Below are 22,577 nucleotides of genomic sequence, written 5' to 3' on the forward strand. Positions count from 1 at the left end.
TCAAGGGTCGGGAACCAGGATAAGAAGATACTTAAATCTATTATATAGCTGCTCCTGATTTTAAGATTTGTATTTAATTTGCTGTAGCATACCGGCTCAATACTTCGTATTGTTCATATATCAGATTAGCTTTGCCATTTTTAATCAGGTCTTAAACCATGAAAAGTAAATTAACCTTTGTTTTAATATCTTTTATTGCATTTGCAGTCTGTATTTCAGCATGCAAAAAAGGCACTGACAATACAAGCAGGCAAATGGTACTGGCTGATGATACCGAAAATGGTAAAACCATAAATGTATCTGCAGGGCAGTCTTTAAAGTTAACCCTGGGTAACCCCGGCGATGGCGGGTATACTTTTGATAATCCGCAATATAATTCGGCAGTGTTAAGTCTTATCAATCATGTACACATAGCGCCAATATCAGGCGCACTGGGCGATTTTGGTAAAGATGCATGGGAATTTAAAGCCCTGAAAAGCGGAAGCAGTACATTAAGCGTAACCGCTACCAGGCCATTCGATAAAGCAAACCCTGTAGTTATGTTTTCGGGAAATGTTGCTGTGAATTAAATAAACAACCCTGTTAGGGATAAAACCAGGGTAATACTAAACATATTATACCCCTGGCCCTGCTTATAATTGGCCTCATTTTCATCACATTTCAGATCGCATCCCGCTATTAAAACATGCCCTCCATACGCTTCAACCCCATATAAACAGGTTGTTTAGCGATCTAAAAGGCATCCCCGAATAACCTATTTATAAATTTAATTTATTAATAAGAAAATGCTTGTTTTTATTGGTAGGAATATATAGCTTCACACAGCACTAAGCTCATGGATAACCGCGACAAAAAGATTATTATTTTTGATGATGATGAAGATATTCTTTCTATCTGTAGTTTTATTTTAGAAGAACAGGGTTGGAAAGTAACCGCTTTTGCCGATTGTAATAATATAATTGAAAAAGTTTCGAATATTATGCCTGATGTGATCCTGATGGATAATTGGATCCCTGATGATGGTGGTATTATCGCAACTCAAAAGCTCAAACAAAACGAAAGCCTGAAAGGCATTCCTATTATTTATTTTTCGGCTAACAGTGATATTGAGTTACTGGCTACTCACGCCGGCGCTGAAACTTACCTGGCCAAACCCTTTGATCTGGAAGAGCTTGAACGCGTTATTAATACGGTATTGATATAGATAAAGAGGCAAGAAATCAAGAGTCAGGAATCAAGAAGATAAAGTAAAGAGACAAGAAATCAAGAGCCAGGAATCAAGAAACAACAAGATTTTGAATAATAAAGAAGCCGGTTAACTTAAATTTAACCGGCTTCTTTACTTTCCTGACTCTTGCTTCTTGATTCCTGACTCTTATTTTCTTGCCTCTGCCTTCCCGGCTCTTTACTCAGGGCCGTTACCCGGACCACCGCCCGGAGGGCCACCGCCACCATCACGATGACCGCCACCATCGCCTCTAAATCCGCGTGAAGCCGGGTCGCCCTGCAACGGTGATTTACCTGCAAATTTTTGTAAGCGCAGGGTAAATGTTGCCAGGTAGTAGCGCGACAATTTATTAGTTTGTGTTTGTGTAATGGCACTTGCGGTTGTGGTTGATGAATAAGCTGCATTTTCATTAAACAAGTCAAAGGCCGATAAACGAATAGCTCCACGATGATCTTTCATAAACCTTCGTTCAACATACATGTTTAAAATATTTGGATTGGTTACTTTAATATTAGAAGCATAGCCATAATTAACTGCTCTGCTAAAATCGTAGCTAATGGTCCAGTCGCCGAAGTAATTCTTACCGGTTATGCCGCTATTCCAGGTCCTTACATTCGAGGTGCCGTTTGTAAAGTTGTTTTGTACCGAGTTGCTTGTTCGGTTAATAACATAGTTAGTGAGGATCTGCGCATCAATGTGATCTGTAATATCAACCCTGAATGCTATTGAAGGCGTAAACTGCAAGTTTTTGGCAATATTTTTTTGCATATCCTGGGCAAAAGTTACGGAATCAACATTAGTTAAGTAGCCAATATTGTTGTTGTATGCCAATACACCTGCAAGCGTTAATGTATACTTACGGTTTTCCCAGGGTTTTGAATAGGTTACCCGGCCGTTAACCGTATAATAACCATCTGCGTTTAAATATTGGGTTAATATAGTATTTTGGAATCTTTTATCCGGCGCGTATTTTGAAGGGTAAGTAATTGTATTCGTTACCACCTGGTTTTGAATAGATGAGGCGCTTAAGTTCACAAAAAACACATCACCGGTGGCAAAGCTGAAATTATTATACCTGATAGAGAAGTTATTGGTGAATTGCGGCTTCAAATTAGGGTTACCTTCAGTAGGGTAAAGCGCGTTTGAAAAATCAACAACAGGCTGCAACTGCGTAAAGCTTGGTTGACTGCTTGATCCGTTGTAATTTACGCTGAATGCCTTGCTTCTTGAGAAGTTATACGCAAACCTTGCTGAGGGAACAATATTAAATGTTGATTCATGTGTAGAAATGCCAGTTATCAGTGCTATTCCATCTAAAACAGACGGTTGTATGCCTACACCCAGGGTATAATTATATTTCTTTTCGATAAAACGATAGTTTACGCCAACCTTGTTTGTTGTAAAATTGTAATTATAACGGGTGCTTAATGCGCTATCGCTTCTAAAAAGATAGTTTACAGGGTCGTATAAAGTATCTGTTGCCTTGTTATTATTGGTATTGGTACGGTTAAAGGCATAGTTTAACTCCAGGTACGAGCGCTTACCCAATGGTTCAAGATAAGAGAAGTTTATGCCATAACTTGTTGTATGGCTATCGGTATTTATAATCTGGTTAGCCGGGGCGGTTGGAAACCCTGCGGTAAAATCATATATAGGATTTTGAAAGGCATTGCTTTTACCCGCGCTGAACGTTGCATTCACGCTTAAATTACGGCGATGTTTAAACCTGTGATTGTATAAAGCGATAAGGCCATATGTTGGCGCCTGCGAGTTGCCGGTTGTAGTTGATGTATAGGCTGATGTAGTTACGTTATTTCTTAAAAAATTAGAATTTTCAAATTCATTGGTATTGGTACCTGCGTATGAAAATGTTGGCGTAATCTTTAAATAATTAATGGTATCCGGCTTGTACTCCATATTCCAGGTAAAGCGGTGATTAATATTCCGGTCGGTCTCGTCTGTTTGCTGCTGTTGCAGGGTAGGTCTTACCGGCGATGTATTTTGCTGCAAATTATTCGTCAGGGTATTTATAGTATTATCGCCAAAACTATAGCTGCCATAAACAGATAATGCTTTTCCCCACTGATCGCGAAAGTTGGCTCCTATAGAATGTGCAGTAGTGGTACCAAGTTGCGAAGTAGTAAGGCTCCCGGTATTTCCACCGCCACCACCACCGCCTCTGCCTGCGTTTCCACGACCGCCACCGCCGCCAAAACCACCGCCACCACCGGCCGGAGTGCCAAAAGAAAAGGTATTTACATTTGTATTATTAATACTTCCCAAAACGGCAATCTGCTGATTTCCGCTAAATTTAAAAATGTTAACAGAGCCTAAATAACGATTCTTATCAGGAATGCCCTGGTCTTTAGGCAATACATCTTCCCCGTCGCCGGCTGTTGCCTGGCCAAAATAGCCATAGTTTTTATCCTTGCGGATGGTAATGTTCATGATTTTATCAGGCTCACCGGTTTTAACGCCTGTGAGGTTGGCCTGATCGCCATAATCATCAATCATTTGGATATTTTCGATAACATCTGCAGGAAGGTTCTTGGTGGCGCTTTGCACATCGCCGCCCATAAAATCCTTTCCGTTTATCCTTACCTTGGTAACTTGTTTTCCCTGCGTTGTGATATTCCCGTTAACATCCACATCAACACCCGGCAATTTTTTGATCAGGTCTTCTGCAGGTGCATTTTCACGCACTTTATAAGCGCTTGCCTGGTATTGAACTGTATCTTCTTTTAATGTAACAGGAACAACGCCAACAATGGTGACCTCGTTCAGCATTTTTGATTCGGTTTTTAAAATGATGGTGCCTAAATCAGATGGTGTATTGGTGTTATCCAACGTATAATGCCGCTTAAGACTTTGATAGCCAATTGAAGTTATCGTGATGGTTAATTTAGTGCCCTTAATGCCCTGAAAAGTAAATTTTCCATTTACATCAGCAATAGATATTGTACTGTCACCTTTATCAGATATTAATTTAATATTGGCCGATGGAACAGATAGTTTTGTTGAATCAATAATGGTTCCATGCACCTCGCGCCCGCTTTGAGCAAAGGAGTAAGTAATTGTAAAAAAGGTAATTGTTAATGCAAATAATAAAGATTTCATTTTAATTTTAATGGACATCAGGGGTTAATAATATCTAAATAATACCTTAAGACACTAATTGAATACAAATGTTCGATTAAAATTGCTAAATAATTAATAATCATATCATTGTTACATATAAGCAGAAAAAGCCCCCTGATTACCAGGGAGCTTTATATTTGCCGAATATGAATTATTTAAATATAAACTTAGTTTGATAAATGCAATGCTGATGCTACTTCGTTAAAGTTTTTCACATTAAGGTGAGGGTTGGTTGCATTTAATGTGGTAATTGCGGTACCGGGAATTACTACTACCCTGAAATCAATTCCGGATGTTTGGGTAAAGTTAGCCTTAAGGTCAATATATCCTACACCGTAATCATTGAAGTTAATAGTATGGCCGGCTTCAGAATATGGTAACGAGTACCAGCCAGAAGATGACCCTGTGTTGCGCAAGTAAACCAATACAGTTCCTGAATCAACTATAGCCTGTGTAATTGCAGGTATGGTAAACTTTGTTAAGCCCGCCACAACAACACCTTTATCTATCAGCAGAAAATTCTGAACGTCGGCATTGCCTGTATCACCTTTGTCGCCTTTTGGTCCCTGTGGACCAGTAGCTCCGGTGGCACCTGTTGCGCCTGCGGCTCCGGTAGCTCCTGTTGCGCCCGCGGCTCCGGTAGCTCCGGTAGCGCCAGCGGCACCTGTATCGCCTTTAGCACCAGTAGCCCCTGTTGCACCTGTAGCGCCTGTTGCTCCTATCGGGCCTTGTGCACCAGTTGGTCCCTGTGCACCAGTGGCGCCAGTTGCTCCTGTTGCACCCGTTGCTCCTGCCGGGCCGGTTGCTCCTATTGCTCCTGCCGGGCCGGTTGCTCCTGTAGCTCCTTGTGCACCTGCTGCACCGGTATCGCCTTTTGGTCCTTGCGGCCCTACTGGTCCGCCCGCTGGTCCTGCCGGCCCTTGTGGTCCATCAGCGCCTTGTGCGCCGGTTGCACCCTGTGCGCCGGTTGCGCCCGTTGCGCCGGCTGGTCCTGACGTTTTATCTTTTTTACAAGCTGTAATGCTAAAAAGGCATATAAATAAAATTGGCAATAAAAGTCTAAGTGGTTTCATATTCAAGTATGATAATTGTTTGTTAATATCACTTTCTACGTAACTATTTCAAATTAGTTACAATTGTTGTTTAATGAACAAAAATTGCTTGCAATTTTATAAATTAAACAATACTGATTTGTGCCGCAACGCCCAACAAGTGTTTAAAAGTAATATGGTACCGGGGTAACAATGTGGCACGATTTTCGTTAAAGATAAAAAAACATTAACCTATGACTAATATTAATGGCTCTCTGCACTCAAAAGTGCACAATTGGATTGATGTGATCGGTTTCCGGCTAAATGGGTCGCAAACCAATAAAAACAACATCACAACCAATCATTATTTTTTCGAAACTTTTAATTTTTTTGAAAGAGCCAAGAACAATGACTTGAAAAATTCGAAATTTTTATGCTTCGACGCGTATGGCGAATCAATAAATGTAAAATCGCTTCTTGATTTGCAAACAGCTTTTTTTGAGAACATCAGTCAATTGTAGTGATTGGAGACCAGAGATCAGAGGTTAGTTAAAAGGTTATTTTACATTACATATCACGCTTACTCAAGCTACTAAATAAAGAAACCCTGTCTGTTTTACCAGACGGGGTTTCTTTTTAGTATACAATTTATTTTTTAAATCGCTGTTGGGGCAGTTTAATAGTTTTCTAAATCACTTTTAACAGGCAAATCTTCATTTAAACCACGTCCACCCACTGCAGCAGGGAAATTCACAACTGCCCTTGTTGGGTTTAAAGCTTCTTTTATCCGTTGATGCAAATCAATATAATGAGCATCTGTAATTGCATCCCCTCCTTTTGGCAATTTTGAGTCAATTGTTTTTAATTCGGCGCGCACCATTGGCCTTATATCAGACAAGGCCATGTTTATAGGCGTTAAGCCAAAGTTAGCCAATGCCGCAGCCGATACGCCGGGAAAGCCCTTGAAATCATCATTTAGCAGGCTTTTCAAATTTTCAATATAACCGCGTTGCAGGTTACGCTTAAATGCGTCCGGGCGACCGGCTGTAAAGATTCCGCCGCGTAAATCGGTAAGCAGTTCAGCTACAGTGTATGCCTTACTTCCGTTCCTTGTTTCATTATCATACATGCGCGCCAGTCTTGAAGGCGAAAGCACATTTCCTAATGTGCCAACCTGTACACTTTTAATCCGGTTAAGCATTACACCGTTATCAAATTTACCAAGTTCCTGGCTATCTATCATCCACAATGGCGTTGTAAATAATTCCTTATTAAAAAACAGTACCGCGTCGCGTTGAAGCCCTTTGGCAACAAAGTCATAAACCGGGCCTTTTTGGTCGTACGTTTTAAAGTTCTCGTTCATACCGCCAATGTTTGTTGCAACATGCCCCATATATCGGTAAAACTGGGTTAAAACTTCACCGTAAAGGCTCTGCAAATCGTCATAGTCTTCACCCTGCTGGTAAGTCCATTTTTCAATATTTGGTAAAATACGTTTCAGGTTCGCTATACCGTAAGTACTGGCTTTCATCGCATTATCGCCAAGGTCTTCGTTTTGCAGGCGTGGGTCAATGCTTGTTCCTTGTCGCCCGTAGAAATAAAGCGGGTTACCTGCCTTCTCTTTTGTCCAAACGTCAAGGATCTCTTTTTCCTGGTGAGAAGATTTTTTACCTGGGAACCAGGTATAGCCCCATTTAATTGCCCACATATCATATTCGCCTATTTGAGGGTATAAATGTGTTACACCGTCGCCGGGCTGGGCAATGTAATTAAAACGGGCATAATCCATAATTGACGGTGCTGTACCATGCTTATCGGTAAATGATTTTGAACGTAATGAATCAACCGGATAAGCATAGCTTGAGCCGAAGTTATGCGGCAGGCCAAGTGTATGACCAATTTCATGTGATGAAACAAAACGGATCAGCTCGCCCATTTGCTCGTCAGTAAATTTAGCTTTACGCGCTTCGGGGTTTACCGCCGCTGTTTGTACAAAATACCAATCGCGCAATAGCTGCATAACGTTGTGGTACCAGCCCACATGGCTTTCCAGTATTTCACCAGTTCGCGGGTCAGATATATGCGGCCCGTAAGCATTCTCAATATTTGAGGCAAAGTATCTTACCACACTGTAACGGGCATCTTCTGTGCTAAAATCAGGATCTTCCTTTGCGGTTGGGGCAGCCTTGCCAATAATAGCATTTTTAAACCCGGCTGCTTCAAAAGCCTTTTGCCAATCGTTTATTCCCTGTATTAAATATGGCACCCATTTTTTTGGTGTGGCAGGATCTATATAAAAAACTATCTGTTTTTTGGGCTCAACAAGCTCTCCCCTGGCATAGGCCGCCTCGTCCTTAGGCTCCAGTTGCCACCTGTGGATGTATGATGTTACCTCGGCTTTTTGTGCATCTGTTCCGTAATCAGTTTGGCTTTGTCCAAAAAAGCCTACCCTGTCATCACGCAAACGCGCTTTCATTGGCGTTTTTGGCAATAACAACATGGAAGTATTTAATTCAAATGTTATAGCTGCATTAGTATTATCTGTTGGCGATTCTGTAGACCGGTATGTTTTTAAAGCCCGGGCTTCTGTATTTATCGGGAAGCTTTTTATAGTATCAATAAATGACCTTGAATTATCTAAAGCAGAAATTTTATAGGCTTTCTTTACATCGTCTGTGATCCCTATTGCAGCTATGTCGCCATTATAAAAATCGGTTACATCAATTACAACCCCAGTGGTATCCTTATTATATGCCTTTATATCAAATGATGCCAGCACCACATCAAGGTTTGAGTTTTTTACTGACCGGTACATATCGCTTGTGCTATCAGCCCTTACAGAGTAGCTGGGCACCCTGATAAATATTTGCTTATCATGGCGTTCCCATTTCCACACCTGGTCGTTTGTTTCTTCACCTCCATATTGCTGGTTTGATACCTTTATATTAGTAGGCGTTTTAGCAAGCCGGGTAACAACCAGCATTTCGCGGTTCAATAATGAATCGGGGATCACATAATAATATTTACCATCAACTTTATAAGTATTAAAAAGACCACTATCACCCTTGGTTTTAGGCGGGATCAAATCGCCGAATTTTTTAATTCCTTCTTTTTTAGCAGGGCTAATTGTAGCTGTAGCGCTTGATCCTGCAGCAGTGGCTGTAGTTTTAATAGTTACTGTTTGCGCTGTTGCATCCTTTTTTGTTTTACAGGAACCTGCAATTATGGCAATAACAATTGTGGTTAGGCATAAGTAAGTGTTTGTGCGTATTAATTTGGTCATATATATAAATTAATAATTTAAATAATCGGGGCTAAAATGTAAACTTATGCAAAATACAATCCATTTAGCAATAGCAACATTTTTGTTACAATTTAACAGGTAAATTCACCCTTATAGGGGGATATTAAAGGCGTGGTTAATAAGCGCCAGGTGTTGGGAAGAGTTCAATAATCAATATCCGGATTATTATATCCGTCGCTTTAAAGTTAATATCACATTATCTTTCTTGTTATCATGATAGATCTCCAGCAGCAGGCTGCGGTCGGGCTGTGACTTAAAAATAGCGTCAATTTGTTCGAGGGTCATTTTTACAACAGGTTTCAAATTTATAGCCAGTATTTCATCGTCTTTTTCCAATCCAACCGCGTCCCCGGGCGAGCCCGGCTCAACCCTGCTTATAATTATGTGGTTAAATTCATCTCCGACGCTATAATATTCCAAACCGCTCATATCGTGCTCAAAAGGAGCCTTAAAATCTAGTCCTTCCTTTAAATACAAAGCGCTGTCAGGATAATCAATAATAACTGCAAATCGTTTCAGTATCCCAATACCAAGGTTGCCATCGCGTTTTATCGACAGTGATTTATATTGTTCGCCTTCCGGAAAAGAAGTTATCACATCCTTTATTTTAAACTTCCCAATATCAATCTCTTTTATCCTGCTTAAAAAGCCGTTTACCGGCCCCGTTAGCCCCACCCCCAAATTGGCTCTTACAAATTTTTCAGGAAGGCCGTGTGCCTCAATAGCATTTTCAAGTGATAAAGAGTGCCCGGCACCAAGATCAAGTATCAGTTTATTATCGGTTTTAGCCCCGTCAGCATAAAGTATCTTCGTATGTATGTATGGTTTCCGGTCTTCAATTGTGAGAGGTATCTTATTCGCCTTTCTAAAAAGCTTCATATTCACAGGCCTTGAAACGGATAAGGTACTATCCGAAAAATCTATCTTAACTGCCAGGTTATTAAAAAATTCATACCCCAACAAGCCATGAATAGGAATTCCTGCATAATTTGAAAGGCCAAAATGATCGGTCTTTAATATAGCCGAAGCAACGTCATAGCTAACCAGGCCGTGGATCTGTACGTTTAAGGCCGAGGTAACATAGGCCTCATAAGCATCGCCCTCGCCAATTCCGGATATTTTTAAAGTGCGTTTACTAACTATGTTTATGGAGTCGACCAGCTTTGGGTCGGTTATCAGCATAAGGCCAACCCCGGTGTCTAAAATAAAATTAAAAGGGCCTTTATTATTTATATTTAGCTGTATAATTATCATGTCCCTTATCATGCGAAAAGGAATGGTGGTACGTTTACTGTTGCCTTGCAGGTCAAAATATTGTGCATTGGCAACCAGGTGACAGCAACATAATAATATTAACAGTACAGCAACACGCAAGTGTTTTGGTATATGAAAAAGTCTAATTAGCAAACGTTTATATTTGGTTACTAAATATACGCATTAATCATATAAAATTAACACCTATGCAACGAAAAGTATATATATTAATAATGGCCGTTTTTAGCCTTTTTATATCTTTTCACAATGCTGATGCGGGTAAAATAAGAAAAAGGAAAATAAAAAAGCTGTTTAAGCATTCACAGATAATGAATGACCATTTTACCGGGTTTGCATTGTATGACCTGGATAATAAAAAAATGATCTATAAGCTTAATGATGATAAATATTTCGCGCCCGCCTCAAACACCAAACTCTTTACCTTTTATACATGCCTCAAAATGCTCGGCGACTCAGTGCCGGCATTAAAATATATTATTCGTAATGATTCCCTGATATTTTGGGGGACCGGCGACCCTTCATTTTTGCACAGCGATTTAAAAGCCACTAATGGCTTAAGCTTTTTAAAGAATAGTGGTAAAAAACTATTCTTTTCGCCAGGCAATTACACCAGTCCCTTTTATGGCGCGGGCTGGGCCTGGGACGATTATAATGATTATTACCAGGCCGAAATAACAGAGTTGCCTATTGAAGATAATGTAGCTGTTTTATATGCTGATAAAAATGACTCGCTGCAAATAAGGCCTGCATACTTTAAAAAATATTTAAAACGCGACAGCAGCTACCGGCCCGGTAAATTCATGGTAAAGCGCGACTTTTCGAGCAACATTTTTGTTTATCCTTTTATGCCGCTGCCGCAAAGCTTTAAACAGGAAATCCCCTGGAAAACAAGCGCTGAATTAACGGCGACTTTATTAATGGATACCTTAAAACAGCCGGTAACGTTAGTACATATGCCTATCTCTGCAGATGTAAAAACAATATACAATGCCAATGCCGATTCTGTTTACAGGCGGATGCTGCAACCCAGCGATAACTTTATAGCCGAGCAACTTTTGCTGGCTTGCTCATCGTTAAAATTCAATAGCCTTAACACCGACTCGGTGATAAATTATTCAAAAGCTCATTTTTTAAATGATTTGCCTGATACACCGCAATGGGTTGATGGTTCCGGCCTTTCACGTTATAACCTTTTTACACCCCGGAGTATAATAGCTCTTTTATGCAAAATTTTGGATGAAGTAAAAAATGAAGCCCTGGTACATAGCCTGTTTCCCACAGGCGGCACAACGGGCTCTATCAAAAGGCTCTACAAAACAGACAAAGGCCAACCATTTGTTTGGGCCAAAACGGGATCATTTTCAAATAATTATAACCAAAGCGGCTACCTTGTTACCAAAAAAGGAAAGCGCCTGGCCTTTTCATTCATGAACAATAATTTTACCCGCCCGGTTACTGAAGTAAGAGATGAGGTGGTGCGGATAATTACTTTTATACATGATGAGTATTAGTTCATAGTTGATGGTTCATGGTTCATAGCTAAAAAAAGTAGTGGGTGATAAATAGAACACGGCACTGCAACTACTATAATCCATGAACTATGAACCATCAACTATGAACTTCCTTTAGCACCTGGCTTCAATGCTCCCTTAAGCTCGGGGTTTTGGGCAGGCAATACGGATACTTCTTTTAAAACTTCGGTTTGCTGAACACTTACGGCATAATCTGCAGGTTCAATATGGCTGCCAATTGCTTCGGCGTAAACCTGCGTAAACTCGGCGCCTATGTATAAAATGGCAGCTGTGTAATAGATCCAGACTAAAATAACAATAATTGAACCCGCTGCACCATAAGCAGAACCTTGTGCTGTGTATTGAATATACAAGCTTATACCATACTGACCCAGCATAAAAAGGAGTGCCGTAAAAATTGACCCCGACCGCACGTCTTTCCACCGGATTTTAACATCAGGCAGAAACTTAAATATTATCCCAAATAATGTTGTAATTACAATAAGCGTAATGCCCAGGTTTACCCCCTTTAATATTGGGCCGGTTATTGCTGGTAAAAAGTGTTCTATTCTTTTCCCCAATGCATCTATAATAAAATTCACCAATAATGATGCTAATAGTAAAAACCCCAGGCTTATAATTAATGAAAATGAGAGAAATCTGTTTTGGACCAATTTTAACCAGCCTTTTTTGGGTTTAGCCTTTACTCTCCAAATAATATTCAATGAATCCTGGATTTCTACAAAAATGCTGCTTGCACCTATTAATAAAACGGCAACCCCAATAATGACGGCAGTGCCTGATTTGCCCGACAGCTGAAGATGCTTTAATATATCTTGCACCTGAAGGGCTGCCTGCGCACCTATATAATGGGCAATTTGCGGGTATAAAGCGTTTGTTGCTGCATCATGCCCCCAAACCAGGCCAGCTATTGAAATAACGAGGATGAGTAAGGGTGCTATTGAAAAAATGGTGTAGTAGGCTAATGAGGCACTTAATTTTAAGCCATTATCACTAATAAAACCCATAAAGGTTGCTACCAATACTCTCCAGAATTCCTTAAAATATGCTATACTGAAAATTTTCATGCCGGTTTTAAATGCCATTGTAAACTAAAATATTGTTTCACCTTATTAACTATCATTTATAACAATATTTAATAACCAAAAATGTTTGCGTGGGGGTTTTAAATCATTTACTATCAAATAGCTGAAAATGGAATATCAAGCAGCGGATAATTTGCCCATCCGTTAAAATCATAGTGCCACCATTCTGTTGCTATAACCTTAAATCCGTGTGCCTGCATTACACTTTTCAGCAGCTCCCGGTTTACAATTTTCTGTTGGGGTAAATCAGGATAGTTGGCACCGGCCTTTCTGCTAAAGCCATCAAAACCTGTTGGCATATCCAACTCTTTACCTGTTTTTAAATCAACAAGGCTCAGATCAATAGCGCAGCCACGGTTGTGTTTGGAACCTTTACGCGGATCGGCAACAAAATTGGTATCGGGGGTTACTTCGTAAAACTTTTCGGTAATAGTATAGGGGCGATAGGCATCATATATTTTTAACCCTAGTCCTCGGGTTTTCAAATCGGCTTCCACATCCTTTAAAGCCATTACAACCGGCAGTCTGGCAAAAGCCCGGGCCTGCGGATACATGCGATGGTGCGTAAAATTATTCGTAGTAGCATATCTTATATCCAATACAATTTCAGGAATGTATTTTTTAATTTCTACCAGGCGCGAATCAGGATGCTCTTTTATTTCCTGCTGATAGCTTTTCAGTCCCATTACTTTTGAGCTATCAATATATTTATAGTGCTGCCCTAAAGCCATGTTAAAGATCATTACAAAAAGATTGAACAAAAGACAACGTTTCATATTTAACGATGGGAAACAATAAGCAGGTCGAGGTCTTTGCAGGGAATGGAAAACCGCTCGCCGATATACTTATTGGTCAGTTGTCCTTTATAAATATAAACAGAATCGCGCATGCCCGATTTTGCCCAGATCAAGTCTTTCAAGCTGCCGTGCTCACCGATATCCAGCAAAATAGGTGCAAAAATATTGGTAAGTGCATAAGTAGCCGTACGTGCAACCCGCGATGCTATATTAGGCACACAGTAATGGATAACATCGTGTTTTCTGAAAACGGGGTGAGTATGATTAGTTACCTCTGATGTTTCAAAGCAGCCCCCCTGGTCAATACTTACATCAATGATAACCGAATTAGGCTTCATCCGGCTTACTGTTGCCTCTGATACAATACAAGGACTCCTGCCATCTTCGGCGCGCATAGCGCCTATGGCGACATCGCAGGTGGTTATGGCTTTTTCTAAAACTATAGGCTGCACTACCGAGGTAAATACCCGGCTGCCTATATTATTTTGCAGCCTGCGCAGCTTATAAATTGAAGGATCGAAAACTTTCACCTCGGCTCCCAGCGATATAGCAGCCCGGGCTGCATACTCGCCCACAGTACCCGCGCCCAATATTACAATTTCGGTTGGCGGCACACCTGTTATGCCTCCCAACATTAAACCTTTACCATCAAATATATTGCTCAGATATTCTGCCGCTATTAATATAGATGTAGCGCCAACAATTTCACTCATGGCTCGCACCACGCTTAATGAATTGCCTTCATCACGTAAATGCTCAAAACAAAGCGCGGTGATCTTTTTACTGATCAGTGCGTTAATGGTTTCAGACTTAAGGGTTGATAACTGCAACGCCGAGATCAGCGTTTGACCGGGTTTCATCATCTCAATCTCGCCCTGCGTTGGCGGAGCTATTTTTATGATGATATCCGCTTCGTATAATTTTTTGGTATCGTAAACAATTTGTGCCCCCTGCTCGCTGTAATCCTTATCCGAAAAATTGGCAGCCTGCCCGGCATTGCTTTCCAGCATTACTTCGTGGCCGTTATTTATTAATAGGGCAACAGATAAAGGTGTTAGCGGGATCCTGTTTTCCTGGAAGGAGATCTCCTTGGGAATTCCGATATAAAGTTTATTTTTTTTATTCTTTACCTCCAGCATTGACTCCTGGGGCTGCATCAAAGCTTGCTTCGCAATGTCTGAAAACCCACTATATTTCCCTGAACTCATTATGTATTAATTTCTGGCTGATGAAGTTAAGCAAAAAACGTTTAAGTTAAATTAAATTTGCTTAATAATTATCTGCCGGGAATTATCATCAAGCGCTTTAATGTTAATATTGATATAATGTGCAGGCAGCAAGTCGGGAATCTTTTCGGGCCATTCAATAAAGCAGTAAGCATCCGAATAAAAGTATTCTTCGTAGCCCATATCCAGCGCCTCAGTTTGGTTTTTCAGGCGATAAAAATCAAAATGATAGATCCTGTTTTTTGTGCCGGTATATTCGTTTACTATGGAGAAGGTAGGGCTTGTTACCGGTTCAGTTGTACCCAGGCTTTCGCATAGCGATTTGATGAGCGTGGTTTTGCCTGCGCCCATATCGCCATAAAAAAGAAAGATCCGCGTGTCTTTTGCAAATGAAACTATTTCAGATGCGATGGACGGAAGTTGAGTAAGAGAGCTGGCGGTTAAAAGCATAGGTGTTATTTCTTTGAGCCAGACTTACGAAGTTTTGAAAACTTCGTAAGTCTTATGCCGCTTCATCGCATTATTTTTTTGAACCATGATTTATGGGATTAATGGATTATCATGATCTAAGCAAATCAAGAAATCTTTAAATCAAGTAAATCATGGTTCAGACAACTCGCAATGACAAGTAAGCAGACGATCAAAAATAAAAATAATATTTTACTTAGGCCCGTAAACCGCAATCGGGATCAAAACTTCTTCTAATGAAATGCCCCCGTGTTGGAAAGTTTCATTATAAAAGTTAACAAAATGATTGTAGTTGTTTGGGTAAACAAAATAGCTGTCTTCCTTGGCAAACACAAAGCTTGAGCTTACATGCAGCTTGGGCAGCATAGCATCATGCGGATTACGAACATGGAATACTTCTTTCGGGTTAAAGTTCAGGTTTTTACCTTGTTTGTAACGCAGGTTGGTATTGGTATTCCTGTCGCCCACAATTTTACTTGGATTTTTAACCCGGATAGTGCCGTGATCAGTAGTGATAACAACCCTTACCTGTTTTGCAGCTAAAAACTTAAGCAGGTCAAACAGTGGCGAATGCTCAAACCACGACAGCGTTAATGAACGATAAGCGGCATCATCACTTGCCAGTTCGCGGATCATTTGCATATCCGTACGTGCATGCGATAACATATCAACAAAATTGTAAACCACCACATTCAGCTCATTACTCATCAGGTTACTTACCGACTCATTCAGCGCACGGCCCTCATCAATATTTAAAATTTTATGATAAGAGTGTTTAACATCCCTGCGCATAACACGTTTTAGCTGGTCGGTAATAAAGTTGCCTTCAAATAAATTCTTTCCGCCTTCGTCTTCATCATTCTGCCACATTTCGGGGTAGCGTTTTTCCATATCCAAAGGCATCAGGCCCGAGAAGATGGCATTACGTGCATATTGGGTGGCAGTTGGTAATATGCTGTAATAAGCATCTTCCTCTTCCAGTCTGAAATATTCTGTTAAAATAGGATTGATGATCTTAAACTGATCATAACGTAAATTATCAATCAAAATAAAAAACACCGGCCCTTTTCCGTCAAGCAGCGGAAAAACCTTCTTTTTAAGTAACTGTGACGAGTTGATCGGTGCATTTTCCGGCTCTTTTAACCACCTTAAATAATTACGTTCAATAAATTTGCAGAACTGAACATTGGCCTCAGCTTTTTGCAGGGTCAGGATCTCGTGCATCCCGGCATCTTCAAGTTGTTCCAGTTCCAGTTCCCAGTAAATGAGTTTTTTATAAACGTCAACCCATTCCTGGTAGCTCAGGTTATCATTCAGTGTCATGCCCAGGTTCCTGAAATCCTGCTGGTAAGCCATGGTAGTTTTTTCGGTAACCAGGCGCTTATTTTCAGTAAGTTTTTTTATAGTAAGCTGAATCTGCTTCGGGTTTACCGGCTTAATCAGGTAATCATCAATTTTTGAGCCTATGGCATCCTCCATCAGGTATTCTTCCTCGTTTTTGGTGATCAAAACAATAGGAACATCATTATTGATATTTTTTATTTGCGACAATGTTTCCAAGCCGGTTAAGCCGGGCATATTTTCATCTAAAAAAACAAGATCGAAATGGTTATTTTTGAACGCTTCAACAGCATCGTTGCCATTGGTTACGGTAGTAAGCTTGTAGCCTTTTTCGGTTAAGAAAAGTACATGGGGTTTTAAAAGGTCAATTTCGTCATCAGCCCATAATATGGTGGTATCCTGCATGGTATATATTTTAAGTAGTATGTATGTTTCTGAACCGGGATTAAGGGGATTTATGGATTGACCGGATAGATGAAATTAAGTATTTTAATCTGTAAATCGTTAAAATCTTATAAATCCGGGTTCAGACAAAAATATTAAACCCCAAAGCACGGCTTTTGTTGTAACTTATTAAAGGGATTAACATAAATTAACAAATATAAGACACAGCTATTACCTTTATTTAACATTTTTGCACAGTTTATATCCACATTGAATAAAAAGAAAATAATTAACGATCCTGTTTATGGGTTTATCAGTATCCCTACGGAGCTGATATTTGACCTGATTGAACACCCTTATTTTCAGCGGTTACGGTATATTAAGCAAGTGGGCATGACTCACCTGGTGTATCCCGGCGCGCTGCATACCCGTTTTCATCATGCGTTGGGCGCTATGCACCTGATGAGTATGGCCATTGAAACCTTGCGCAATAAGGGGCAGGAAATTTCGCCTGAGGAGGAAGAAGCTGTTACCATCGCTATACTACTGCATGATATAGGCCATGGCCCGTTTTCGCACGCGCTGGAAGAAAGTATAGTTGAAAATATCTCACACGAAGATATCTCCACCATGATTATGCAAAGGCTTAACCTGCAATTTAACGGCAGGCTTAGCATGGCTATAAATATTTTTGAGGGGAACTATCCGCACCAATTTTTACATCAACTGGTATCAAGTCAGCTTGATATGGACAGGCTGGACTATCTGAATCGTGATAGCTTTTTTACAGGTGTTTCTGAAGGTGTGATCAGTTCTGACAGGATCATCAAAATGCTCAACATAATTGACGACCAGATAGTGGTTGAAGAAAAAGGCATTTATTCTATCGAGAAGTTTTTGATAGCCCGAAGACTAATGTACTGGCAGGTTTACCTGCACAAAACGGTAATAGCGGCAGAACAAACGCTGGTAAAAATATTGAAACGCAGCCGCGAGCTGGCCATGCAGGGAGAAGAAATTTTCACAACACCTGCACTGAGCAAATTCCTGAAAAAGCCTGTCAGCCGCGATGCTTTTATGAATGAGGATCATTACCTGGAAACCTTTGCCAGCCTGGACGATACCGATATTATGGCAGCCGTAAAGATGTGGGAAGGGAATGATGACTTTGTTTTATCAAAATTATGCAAAGACCTTGTTCAGCGCGATTTGTACAAAGTTGACATTACCAACGAGCCGCCTGATAAACAATTTATTGCCAAACTGATAAAGAGAGCGGTTGAAAAGTACAACATCAGCGAGCATGAGGCATCCTACTTTGTATTTGAAGATACCATCCGTAACAAAGCCTATAAACCAGGCGATGGCAATATTTGGATCCTGATGAAAGATGGATCAATAAAAGACATTACGGAAGCCAGCGATAACTCAAATTTGGGAGCATTAGCAAAAACCGTAAAAAAACACATACTTTGTTATAAAAAGGAGTTGATTAGGTTGGATTGAGTTGATTAGGTTGAGTAAGTTATCTATACATAGCTGAGTTCAACAACCCAATCAACCACTCACTTAATCAACCTAATCAACTAATTTTGTTACTATACTATTAACGATTAAATTTGCCCGATGCAATTTACCGCACAGCAATTAGCTTTGATGCTTAATGGAACAGTTGAAGGTGACCCCGCAGTGCAGGTAAATCAACTTGGCAAGATAGAGGAGGCACAGGCAGGTTCACTGTCGTTTTTGGCTAATCCCAAATATGAGCAATACCTGTACACAACAGATGCGTCTGCTGTAATAGTTAATAATGACCAGGCACTTGCCCAGCCGGTTAAAGCAACACTGATACGTGTAGACAATGCTTACAGCGCTATTACCGTGCTTTTGGAGATGTATAACACCCTCAAATTAAACAAAACCGGTATTGAACAGCCCAGCTTTATCCACCCATCAGCAACGATAGGCGAAAATGCTTATATAGGCGCCTTCGCATATATAGGGCCAAATGTTAAAATTGGGAATAACTGCAAAATTTATCCGCAAACCTATATTGCCGATGATGTGGAGCTTGCCGATAACGTTACCTTATATGCCGGTGTAAAAGTTTATTTTGATTGCAAAATAGGCAACAATGTAATTATTCATTCAGGCACTATAATTGGCGCCGATGGCTTCGGCTTTGCTCCGGTTGGCGATGGCACTTACAGTAAAATAGCCCAGATTGGCAATGTTGTGATTGAGGATGATGTTGAAATAGGTTCCAACACAACTATCGACAGGGCAACTATGGGATCAACCATAATCCGCAAGGGTGTAAAGCTTGATAACCTGATCCAGGTGGCACATAATGTTGAGATCATGTCAAATACGGTTGTTGCTGCTCAAACAGGCATATCAGGAAGTACAAAAGTTGGTGAAAATTGTATTATTGGTGGGCAGGTTGGCATTGTTGGACACATCAGCATAGCTAAAGGCACACAGATTCAGGCACAGTCGGGCATAAGCCGTTCATTAACTGAAGAAGGGAAAAAATGGATGGGTTCACCGGCGCAGCCCTACTCAAATCACATGCGTTCACAAATTGTGATTAACCGCTTACCCGAATTAGAGAAAAAAATTAACGAACTGGAAAAAATAATTACGGAATTGAAGAAAGGTCATTAGTCATTAAGTCATTGGTCATTAGTGAGGATATCCCAGGGCGCTAAGACCAATGACAACTGACTAATGACCAATGACCATAAAACATGAATGTAAAACAAAAAACTATTAAGGCACCGGTTTCGGTTTCAGGCACGGGTTTACATACCGGGCAAAGCGTTACCATGACCTTTAATCCTGCTCCTGAAAATCATGGTTATAAATTCAGGCGGGTTGATATAGAAGGATCGCCTGTTATTGATGCGGATTGCGATAATGTAACAGATACTTCACGCGGAACTACTATTACACAAAATGGCGCAAGCGTGAGCACCATTGAACACGTTTTGGCTGCATTGGTTGGCCTGGAGGTTGATAATGTATTAATTGATATGGATGGCCCTGAAACACCAATTATGGATGGCAGCTCTATCCAGTTTGTTGATGCGATAAAGGACATGGGGCTCGTTGAACAGGAAGCTGACCGCGAATACTATCACATCCCCTATAACATTCACTACTCTGAGCCTGACCGTAAGGTTGAAATGGTGGCAATGCCTTTGGACGATTACCGTTTCACCTGTATGGTTGATTACAACTCGCAGGTTTTAGGCAGCCAGCATGCCAGTATCTCAACTATCTCTGAATTTAATAAAGAGATTGCCTCATGCCGCACTTTTTGCTTTTTGCACGAGCTGGAAATGCTGTTAAAGCACGACCTGATAAAAGGTGGCGACCTTAACAATGCCATTGTAGTGGTTGATAAGGAAGTGGATGAAGAAGAATTAGCGCACCTTGCCAAGATCTTTAACCGTAAAGACATCAAAGTAGCGCCGCAAGGCATCCTGAATAATATTGAACTAAGGCATCAAAATGAACCGGCAAGGCACAAGTTGCTTGATATGATTGGCGATTTGGCGCTGGTAGGTGTTCCGTTACGTGGTCATATTATGGCGGCAAGGCCCGGGCATGCGGCTAACGTAGCCTTTGCTAAAAAAATAAAAACCCTTATAAAAAAGGAAAGAAGCCGTAAGCATATTAAAATTTACGATCCGAATGCAAAGCCTGTGTACGATACCGTTCAGATAATGAACATTTTACCGCACAGGCAGCCTATGTTAATGATAGATAAAATTCTTGAATTAACAAAAAGCCACGTGGTAGGCTTGAAAAATGTAACCATGAACGAAGAGATCTTCAGAGGGCATTTTCCGGGCACACCGTTATTTCCGGGAGTGTTGCAAATTGAGGCAATGGCACAAACAGGAGGCATATTGGTATTAAATACTGTGCCCGATCCTGAAAATTATATTACCTTGTTCCTTAAAATAGAAAATGCCCGGTTTAAGGCGCCCGTTGTGCCTGGCGACACAATCATTTTTCATTGCAACCTGCTTGCCCCTATAAGGCGCGGAATTGCACAAATGAAGGGAATAGGAATGGTTGGCGAACGAGTAGTAGTTGAAGCCGAACTGATGGCACAAATAGTAAAAAGAACAAAAACTGAAGAAGCATGATCCAGCCCCTGGCATACATACATCCGCAGGCTAAAATAGCTGATAATGTGGTAATTGAACCATTTGTTACCATACACAAAGATGTAGAAATTGGTGAAGGTACCTGGATAGGTTCAAACAGCACCATTATGGATGGTGCGCGGATAGGCAAAAACTGCCGCATTTTCCCTGGCGCTGTTATCTCTGCCCCGCCACAAGACCTTAAATATCGCGGCGAACAAAGTACTGTTTCCGTTGGGGACAATACTATTATCCGCGAATGCGTAACCCTAAACCGCGGTACCGCGCTTGATAAAAACACGACCACTATAGGCAGCAATTGCCTGCTTATGGCTTATGTACACGTGGCTCATGATTGTGTTATTGGCGATAATGTGATCATTGCGAACTCAGTACAGCTTGCAGGACATATTAATGTATATGATTATGCCTTTATTGGTGGCACATCTGCGGTACATCAATTTGTTGAAATAGGTGCACACAGTATGATCTCAGGTGGTTCATTAGTACGTAAGGATGTCCCCCCCTATACAAAAGCAGGCCGTGAACCATTATCCTACATCGGGATAAATTCTGTTGGTTTGCGCCGCAGGGGATTTTCGGCAGCAACCATTAACGAGATCCAGGAGATTTACCGTATTATATTCCTTAAAAAATATAACATGACCAAAGCCCTTGATATTATCGAGGCTGAATTTAACCCGACTGTTGAGCGCGACGAGATCATTAATTTTGTTCAGAACTCGCAACGCGGCATTATGAAGGGGTTTGGGAATTCTTAAGAAAGTTCATAGTTGATAGTTCATGTCCGAAAATAGGAGTTGGATAAGCAATAAAAACTTGCAACTACTATGAACCATTAACCATGAACTTTTTACTATCAACCATGAACTATCAACCATGAACTATCAACCATGAACTTCTCCATCTCCCTGCAAAACATTGGCCGCCGTTTTAATCGCGACTGGATCTTCCGGGGGATTGACCATACTTTTACTGATAATAAAACTTACGCCATACTTGGGCCAAATGGTTCTGGTAAATCAACCCTATTGCAGGTATTGAATGGCAGCCTTGCTCCTTCTGCAGGGCGGCTTAATTATTTCTATAACGATACAGAGGTTGAGATCAGCGAGGTTTATCAACATCTTAGTTTGGCGGCGCCCTACCTTGAATTAATTGAAGAATTTACTTTAAGTGAGGTGATAGATTTCCATTTCAAGTTTAAGCCTTATAAAGCCGGGATCGATAAAAATGGAGTAATTGAATTGCTTGCAATGGAAAGCAATAAAAATAAAATGATCAGGTATTTTTCATCCGGAATGAAGCAGCGGCTTAAGCTGGCGCTTGCCTTTTGTTCAGATACCCCCATGCTGATGCTTGATGAACCAACCTCAAACCTGGATACCCAGGGCGTTGACTGGTATTTAAGCCTGGTGCAAAAATTTGCCGCCAATCGCCTAACCATCATTTGCTCAAACCAGGAGCATGAATATAGCTTTTGTGATGAAAGATTGAATATTTCGGATTATAAGCAGAAAGCTTAAAGGCTAAAGCAGAAAGCTTTCTTTTCAATATTTCAAAAAGGCTTTCTGCTTTGCGCTTTTG

General features: G+C 40.7%; 18 protein-coding genes. 9 read left to right on the plus strand and 9 right to left on the minus strand.

Going from position 1 to position 22,577, the window contains the following annotated elements; translation table 11 throughout:
* The first annotated feature begins 158 nt into the window (after positions 1-158).
* Positions 159-569: a protease inhibitor I42 family protein gene (locus BUE31_RS10435; RefSeq protein ID WP_073403194.1), complete on the plus strand. Its 411-nt coding sequence runs from the start codon at positions 159-161 to the stop codon at positions 567-569.
* A 266-nt stretch (positions 570-835) separates the two neighbouring features.
* Positions 836-1,204: a response regulator gene (locus BUE31_RS10440; protein ID WP_073403196.1), complete on the plus strand. Its 369-nt coding sequence runs from the start codon at positions 836-838 to the stop codon at positions 1,202-1,204.
* Positions 1,205-1,405: 201 nt separating this feature from the next.
* Here the strand turns inward: BUE31_RS10440 and BUE31_RS10445 are convergent, their stop codons facing one another.
* Complete coding sequence (locus tag BUE31_RS10445) at positions 1,406-4,345, minus strand: outer membrane beta-barrel protein (RefSeq protein WP_159440659.1); 2,940 nt, start codon at positions 4,343-4,345, stop codon at positions 1,406-1,408.
* Positions 4,346-4,533: 188 nt separating this feature from the next.
* Positions 4,534-5,439, minus strand: coding sequence for a collagen-like domain-containing protein (locus tag BUE31_RS31600; RefSeq protein WP_083619681.1), 906 nt, complete (start codon positions 5,437-5,439; stop codon positions 4,534-4,536).
* 212 nt (positions 5,440-5,651) lie between these two features.
* On the opposite strand from BUE31_RS31600, the gene BUE31_RS10455 reads away from it, so the two are divergent.
* Positions 5,652-5,918 carry a hypothetical protein gene (locus BUE31_RS10455; RefSeq protein ID WP_073403198.1) on the plus strand — a complete coding sequence of 89 codons (267 nt, stop codon included), beginning with the start codon at positions 5,652-5,654 and terminating at the stop codon, positions 5,916-5,918.
* Positions 5,919-6,073: 155 nt separating this feature from the next.
* Here BUE31_RS10455 and BUE31_RS10460 read toward each other — a convergent pair whose 3' ends face one another.
* A complete protein-coding gene (locus BUE31_RS10460; protein ID WP_073403199.1) occupies positions 6,074-8,680 on the minus strand; it encodes a zinc-dependent metalloprotease in 2,607 nt (868 codons plus the stop codon).
* Positions 8,681-8,866: 186 nt separating this feature from the next.
* Positions 8,867-10,075: an aspartyl protease family protein gene (locus tag BUE31_RS10465; protein ID WP_073403201.1), complete on the minus strand. Its 1,209-nt coding sequence runs from the start codon at positions 10,073-10,075 to the stop codon at positions 8,867-8,869.
* Positions 10,076-10,161: 86 nt separating this feature from the next.
* Here BUE31_RS10465 and BUE31_RS10470 point away from each other — a divergent pair, with 86 nt between their 5' ends.
* Positions 10,162-11,487, plus strand: coding sequence for a D-alanyl-D-alanine carboxypeptidase (locus tag BUE31_RS10470; RefSeq protein WP_073403203.1), 1,326 nt, complete (start codon positions 10,162-10,164; stop codon positions 11,485-11,487).
* Positions 11,488-11,588: 101 nt separating this feature from the next.
* Here the strand turns inward: BUE31_RS10470 and BUE31_RS10475 are convergent, their stop codons facing one another.
* From BUE31_RS10475 to BUE31_RS10495, 5 genes are all read right to left on the minus strand, one after another.
* Complete coding sequence (locus tag BUE31_RS10475) at positions 11,589-12,575, minus strand: YihY/virulence factor BrkB family protein (RefSeq protein WP_073404215.1); 987 nt, start codon at positions 12,573-12,575, stop codon at positions 11,589-11,591.
* A gap of 113 nt (positions 12,576-12,688) precedes the next feature.
* On the minus strand, positions 12,689-13,369 hold the full coding sequence (locus tag BUE31_RS10480; protein WP_073403205.1) for a M15 family metallopeptidase: 681 nt from the start codon (positions 13,367-13,369) through the stop codon (positions 12,689-12,691).
* Positions 13,370-13,371: 2 nt separating this feature from the next.
* Positions 13,372-14,598 carry an alanine dehydrogenase gene (locus tag BUE31_RS10485; protein ID WP_073403207.1) on the minus strand — a complete coding sequence of 409 codons (1,227 nt, stop codon included), beginning with the start codon at positions 14,596-14,598 and terminating at the stop codon, positions 13,372-13,374.
* A gap of 51 nt (positions 14,599-14,649) precedes the next feature.
* A complete protein-coding gene (gene tsaE / locus BUE31_RS10490) occupies positions 14,650-15,066 on the minus strand; it encodes a tRNA (adenosine(37)-N6)-threonylcarbamoyltransferase complex ATPase subunit type 1 TsaE (protein WP_073403209.1) in 417 nt (138 codons plus the stop codon).
* A gap of 210 nt (positions 15,067-15,276) precedes the next feature.
* Positions 15,277-16,830: a T9SS response regulator signal transducer PorX gene (locus BUE31_RS10495; RefSeq protein ID WP_073403211.1), complete on the minus strand. Its 1,554-nt coding sequence runs from the start codon at positions 16,828-16,830 to the stop codon at positions 15,277-15,279.
* 249 nt (positions 16,831-17,079) lie between these two features.
* Here BUE31_RS10495 and BUE31_RS10500 point away from each other — a divergent pair, with 249 nt between their 5' ends.
* From BUE31_RS10500 to BUE31_RS10520, 5 genes are all read left to right on the plus strand, one after another.
* Positions 17,080-18,315 (plus strand): HD domain-containing protein, encoded by a 1,236-nt coding sequence (locus tag BUE31_RS10500; RefSeq protein ID WP_073403213.1) that lies wholly within the window; start codon positions 17,080-17,082, stop codon positions 18,313-18,315.
* Between the two features lie 120 nt (positions 18,316-18,435).
* Positions 18,436-19,476 carry a UDP-3-O-(3-hydroxymyristoyl)glucosamine N-acyltransferase gene (lpxD, locus tag BUE31_RS10505; RefSeq protein WP_073403215.1) on the plus strand — a complete coding sequence of 347 codons (1,041 nt, stop codon included), beginning with the start codon at positions 18,436-18,438 and terminating at the stop codon, positions 19,474-19,476.
* Positions 19,477-19,559: 83 nt separating this feature from the next.
* Positions 19,560-20,969, plus strand: coding sequence for a bifunctional UDP-3-O-[3-hydroxymyristoyl] N-acetylglucosamine deacetylase/3-hydroxyacyl-ACP dehydratase (locus BUE31_RS10510; RefSeq protein WP_073403217.1), 1,410 nt, complete (start codon positions 19,560-19,562; stop codon positions 20,967-20,969).
* Positions 20,966-21,751 carry an acyl-ACP--UDP-N-acetylglucosamine O-acyltransferase gene (gene lpxA, locus BUE31_RS10515; protein WP_073403219.1) on the plus strand — a complete coding sequence of 262 codons (786 nt, stop codon included), beginning with the start codon at positions 20,966-20,968 and terminating at the stop codon, positions 21,749-21,751. The genes BUE31_RS10510 and lpxA overlap by 4 nt, the downstream gene beginning before the upstream one ends.
* Before the next feature lie 132 nt (positions 21,752-21,883).
* A complete protein-coding gene (locus tag BUE31_RS10520; protein WP_073403221.1) occupies positions 21,884-22,516 on the plus strand; it encodes an ABC transporter ATP-binding protein in 633 nt (210 codons plus the stop codon).
* Positions 22,517-22,577 lie beyond the last annotated feature (61 nt).

Source organism: Mucilaginibacter sp. OK098 (assembly GCF_900142915.1).
In the GTDB taxonomy this organism is placed as follows: domain Bacteria; phylum Bacteroidota; class Bacteroidia; order Sphingobacteriales; family Sphingobacteriaceae; genus Mucilaginibacter.

Coding starts and splice junctions, on each gene's coding strand:
- BUE31_RS10445 (WP_159440659.1), bottom strand. CDS start 4,345: ATGAAATCTTTATTATTTGCATTAACAATTACCTTTTTTACAATTACT.
- lpxA (WP_073403219.1), top strand. CDS start 20,966: ATGATCCAGCCCCTGGCATACATACATCCGCAGGCTAAAATAGCTGAT.
- BUE31_RS10495 (WP_073403211.1), bottom strand. CDS start 16,830: ATGCAGGATACCACCATATTATGGGCTGATGACGAAATTGACCTTTTA.
- lpxD (WP_073403215.1), top strand. CDS start 18,436: ATGCAATTTACCGCACAGCAATTAGCTTTGATGCTTAATGGAACAGTT.
- BUE31_RS10480 (WP_073403205.1), bottom strand. CDS start 13,369: ATGAAACGTTGTCTTTTGTTCAATCTTTTTGTAATGATCTTTAACATG.
- BUE31_RS10440 (WP_073403196.1), top strand. CDS start 836: ATGGATAACCGCGACAAAAAGATTATTATTTTTGATGATGATGAAGAT.
- tsaE (WP_073403209.1), bottom strand. CDS start 15,066: ATGCTTTTAACCGCCAGCTCTCTTACTCAACTTCCGTCCATCGCATCT.
- BUE31_RS10460 (WP_073403199.1), bottom strand. CDS start 8,680: ATGACCAAATTAATACGCACAAACACTTACTTATGCCTAACCACAATT.
- BUE31_RS10510 (WP_073403217.1), top strand. CDS start 19,560: ATGAATGTAAAACAAAAAACTATTAAGGCACCGGTTTCGGTTTCAGGC.
- BUE31_RS31600 (WP_083619681.1), bottom strand. CDS start 5,439: ATGAAACCACTTAGACTTTTATTGCCAATTTTATTTATATGCCTTTTT.
- BUE31_RS10485 (WP_073403207.1), bottom strand. CDS start 14,598: ATGAGTTCAGGGAAATATAGTGGGTTTTCAGACATTGCGAAGCAAGCT.
- BUE31_RS10475 (WP_073404215.1), bottom strand. CDS start 12,575: ATGAAAATTTTCAGTATAGCATATTTTAAGGAATTCTGGAGAGTATTG.
- BUE31_RS10520 (WP_073403221.1), top strand. CDS start 21,884: ATGAACTTCTCCATCTCCCTGCAAAACATTGGCCGCCGTTTTAATCGC.
- BUE31_RS10455 (WP_073403198.1), top strand. CDS start 5,652: ATGACTAATATTAATGGCTCTCTGCACTCAAAAGTGCACAATTGGATT.
- BUE31_RS10470 (WP_073403203.1), top strand. CDS start 10,162: ATGCAACGAAAAGTATATATATTAATAATGGCCGTTTTTAGCCTTTTT.
- BUE31_RS10435 (WP_073403194.1), top strand. CDS start 159: ATGAAAAGTAAATTAACCTTTGTTTTAATATCTTTTATTGCATTTGCA.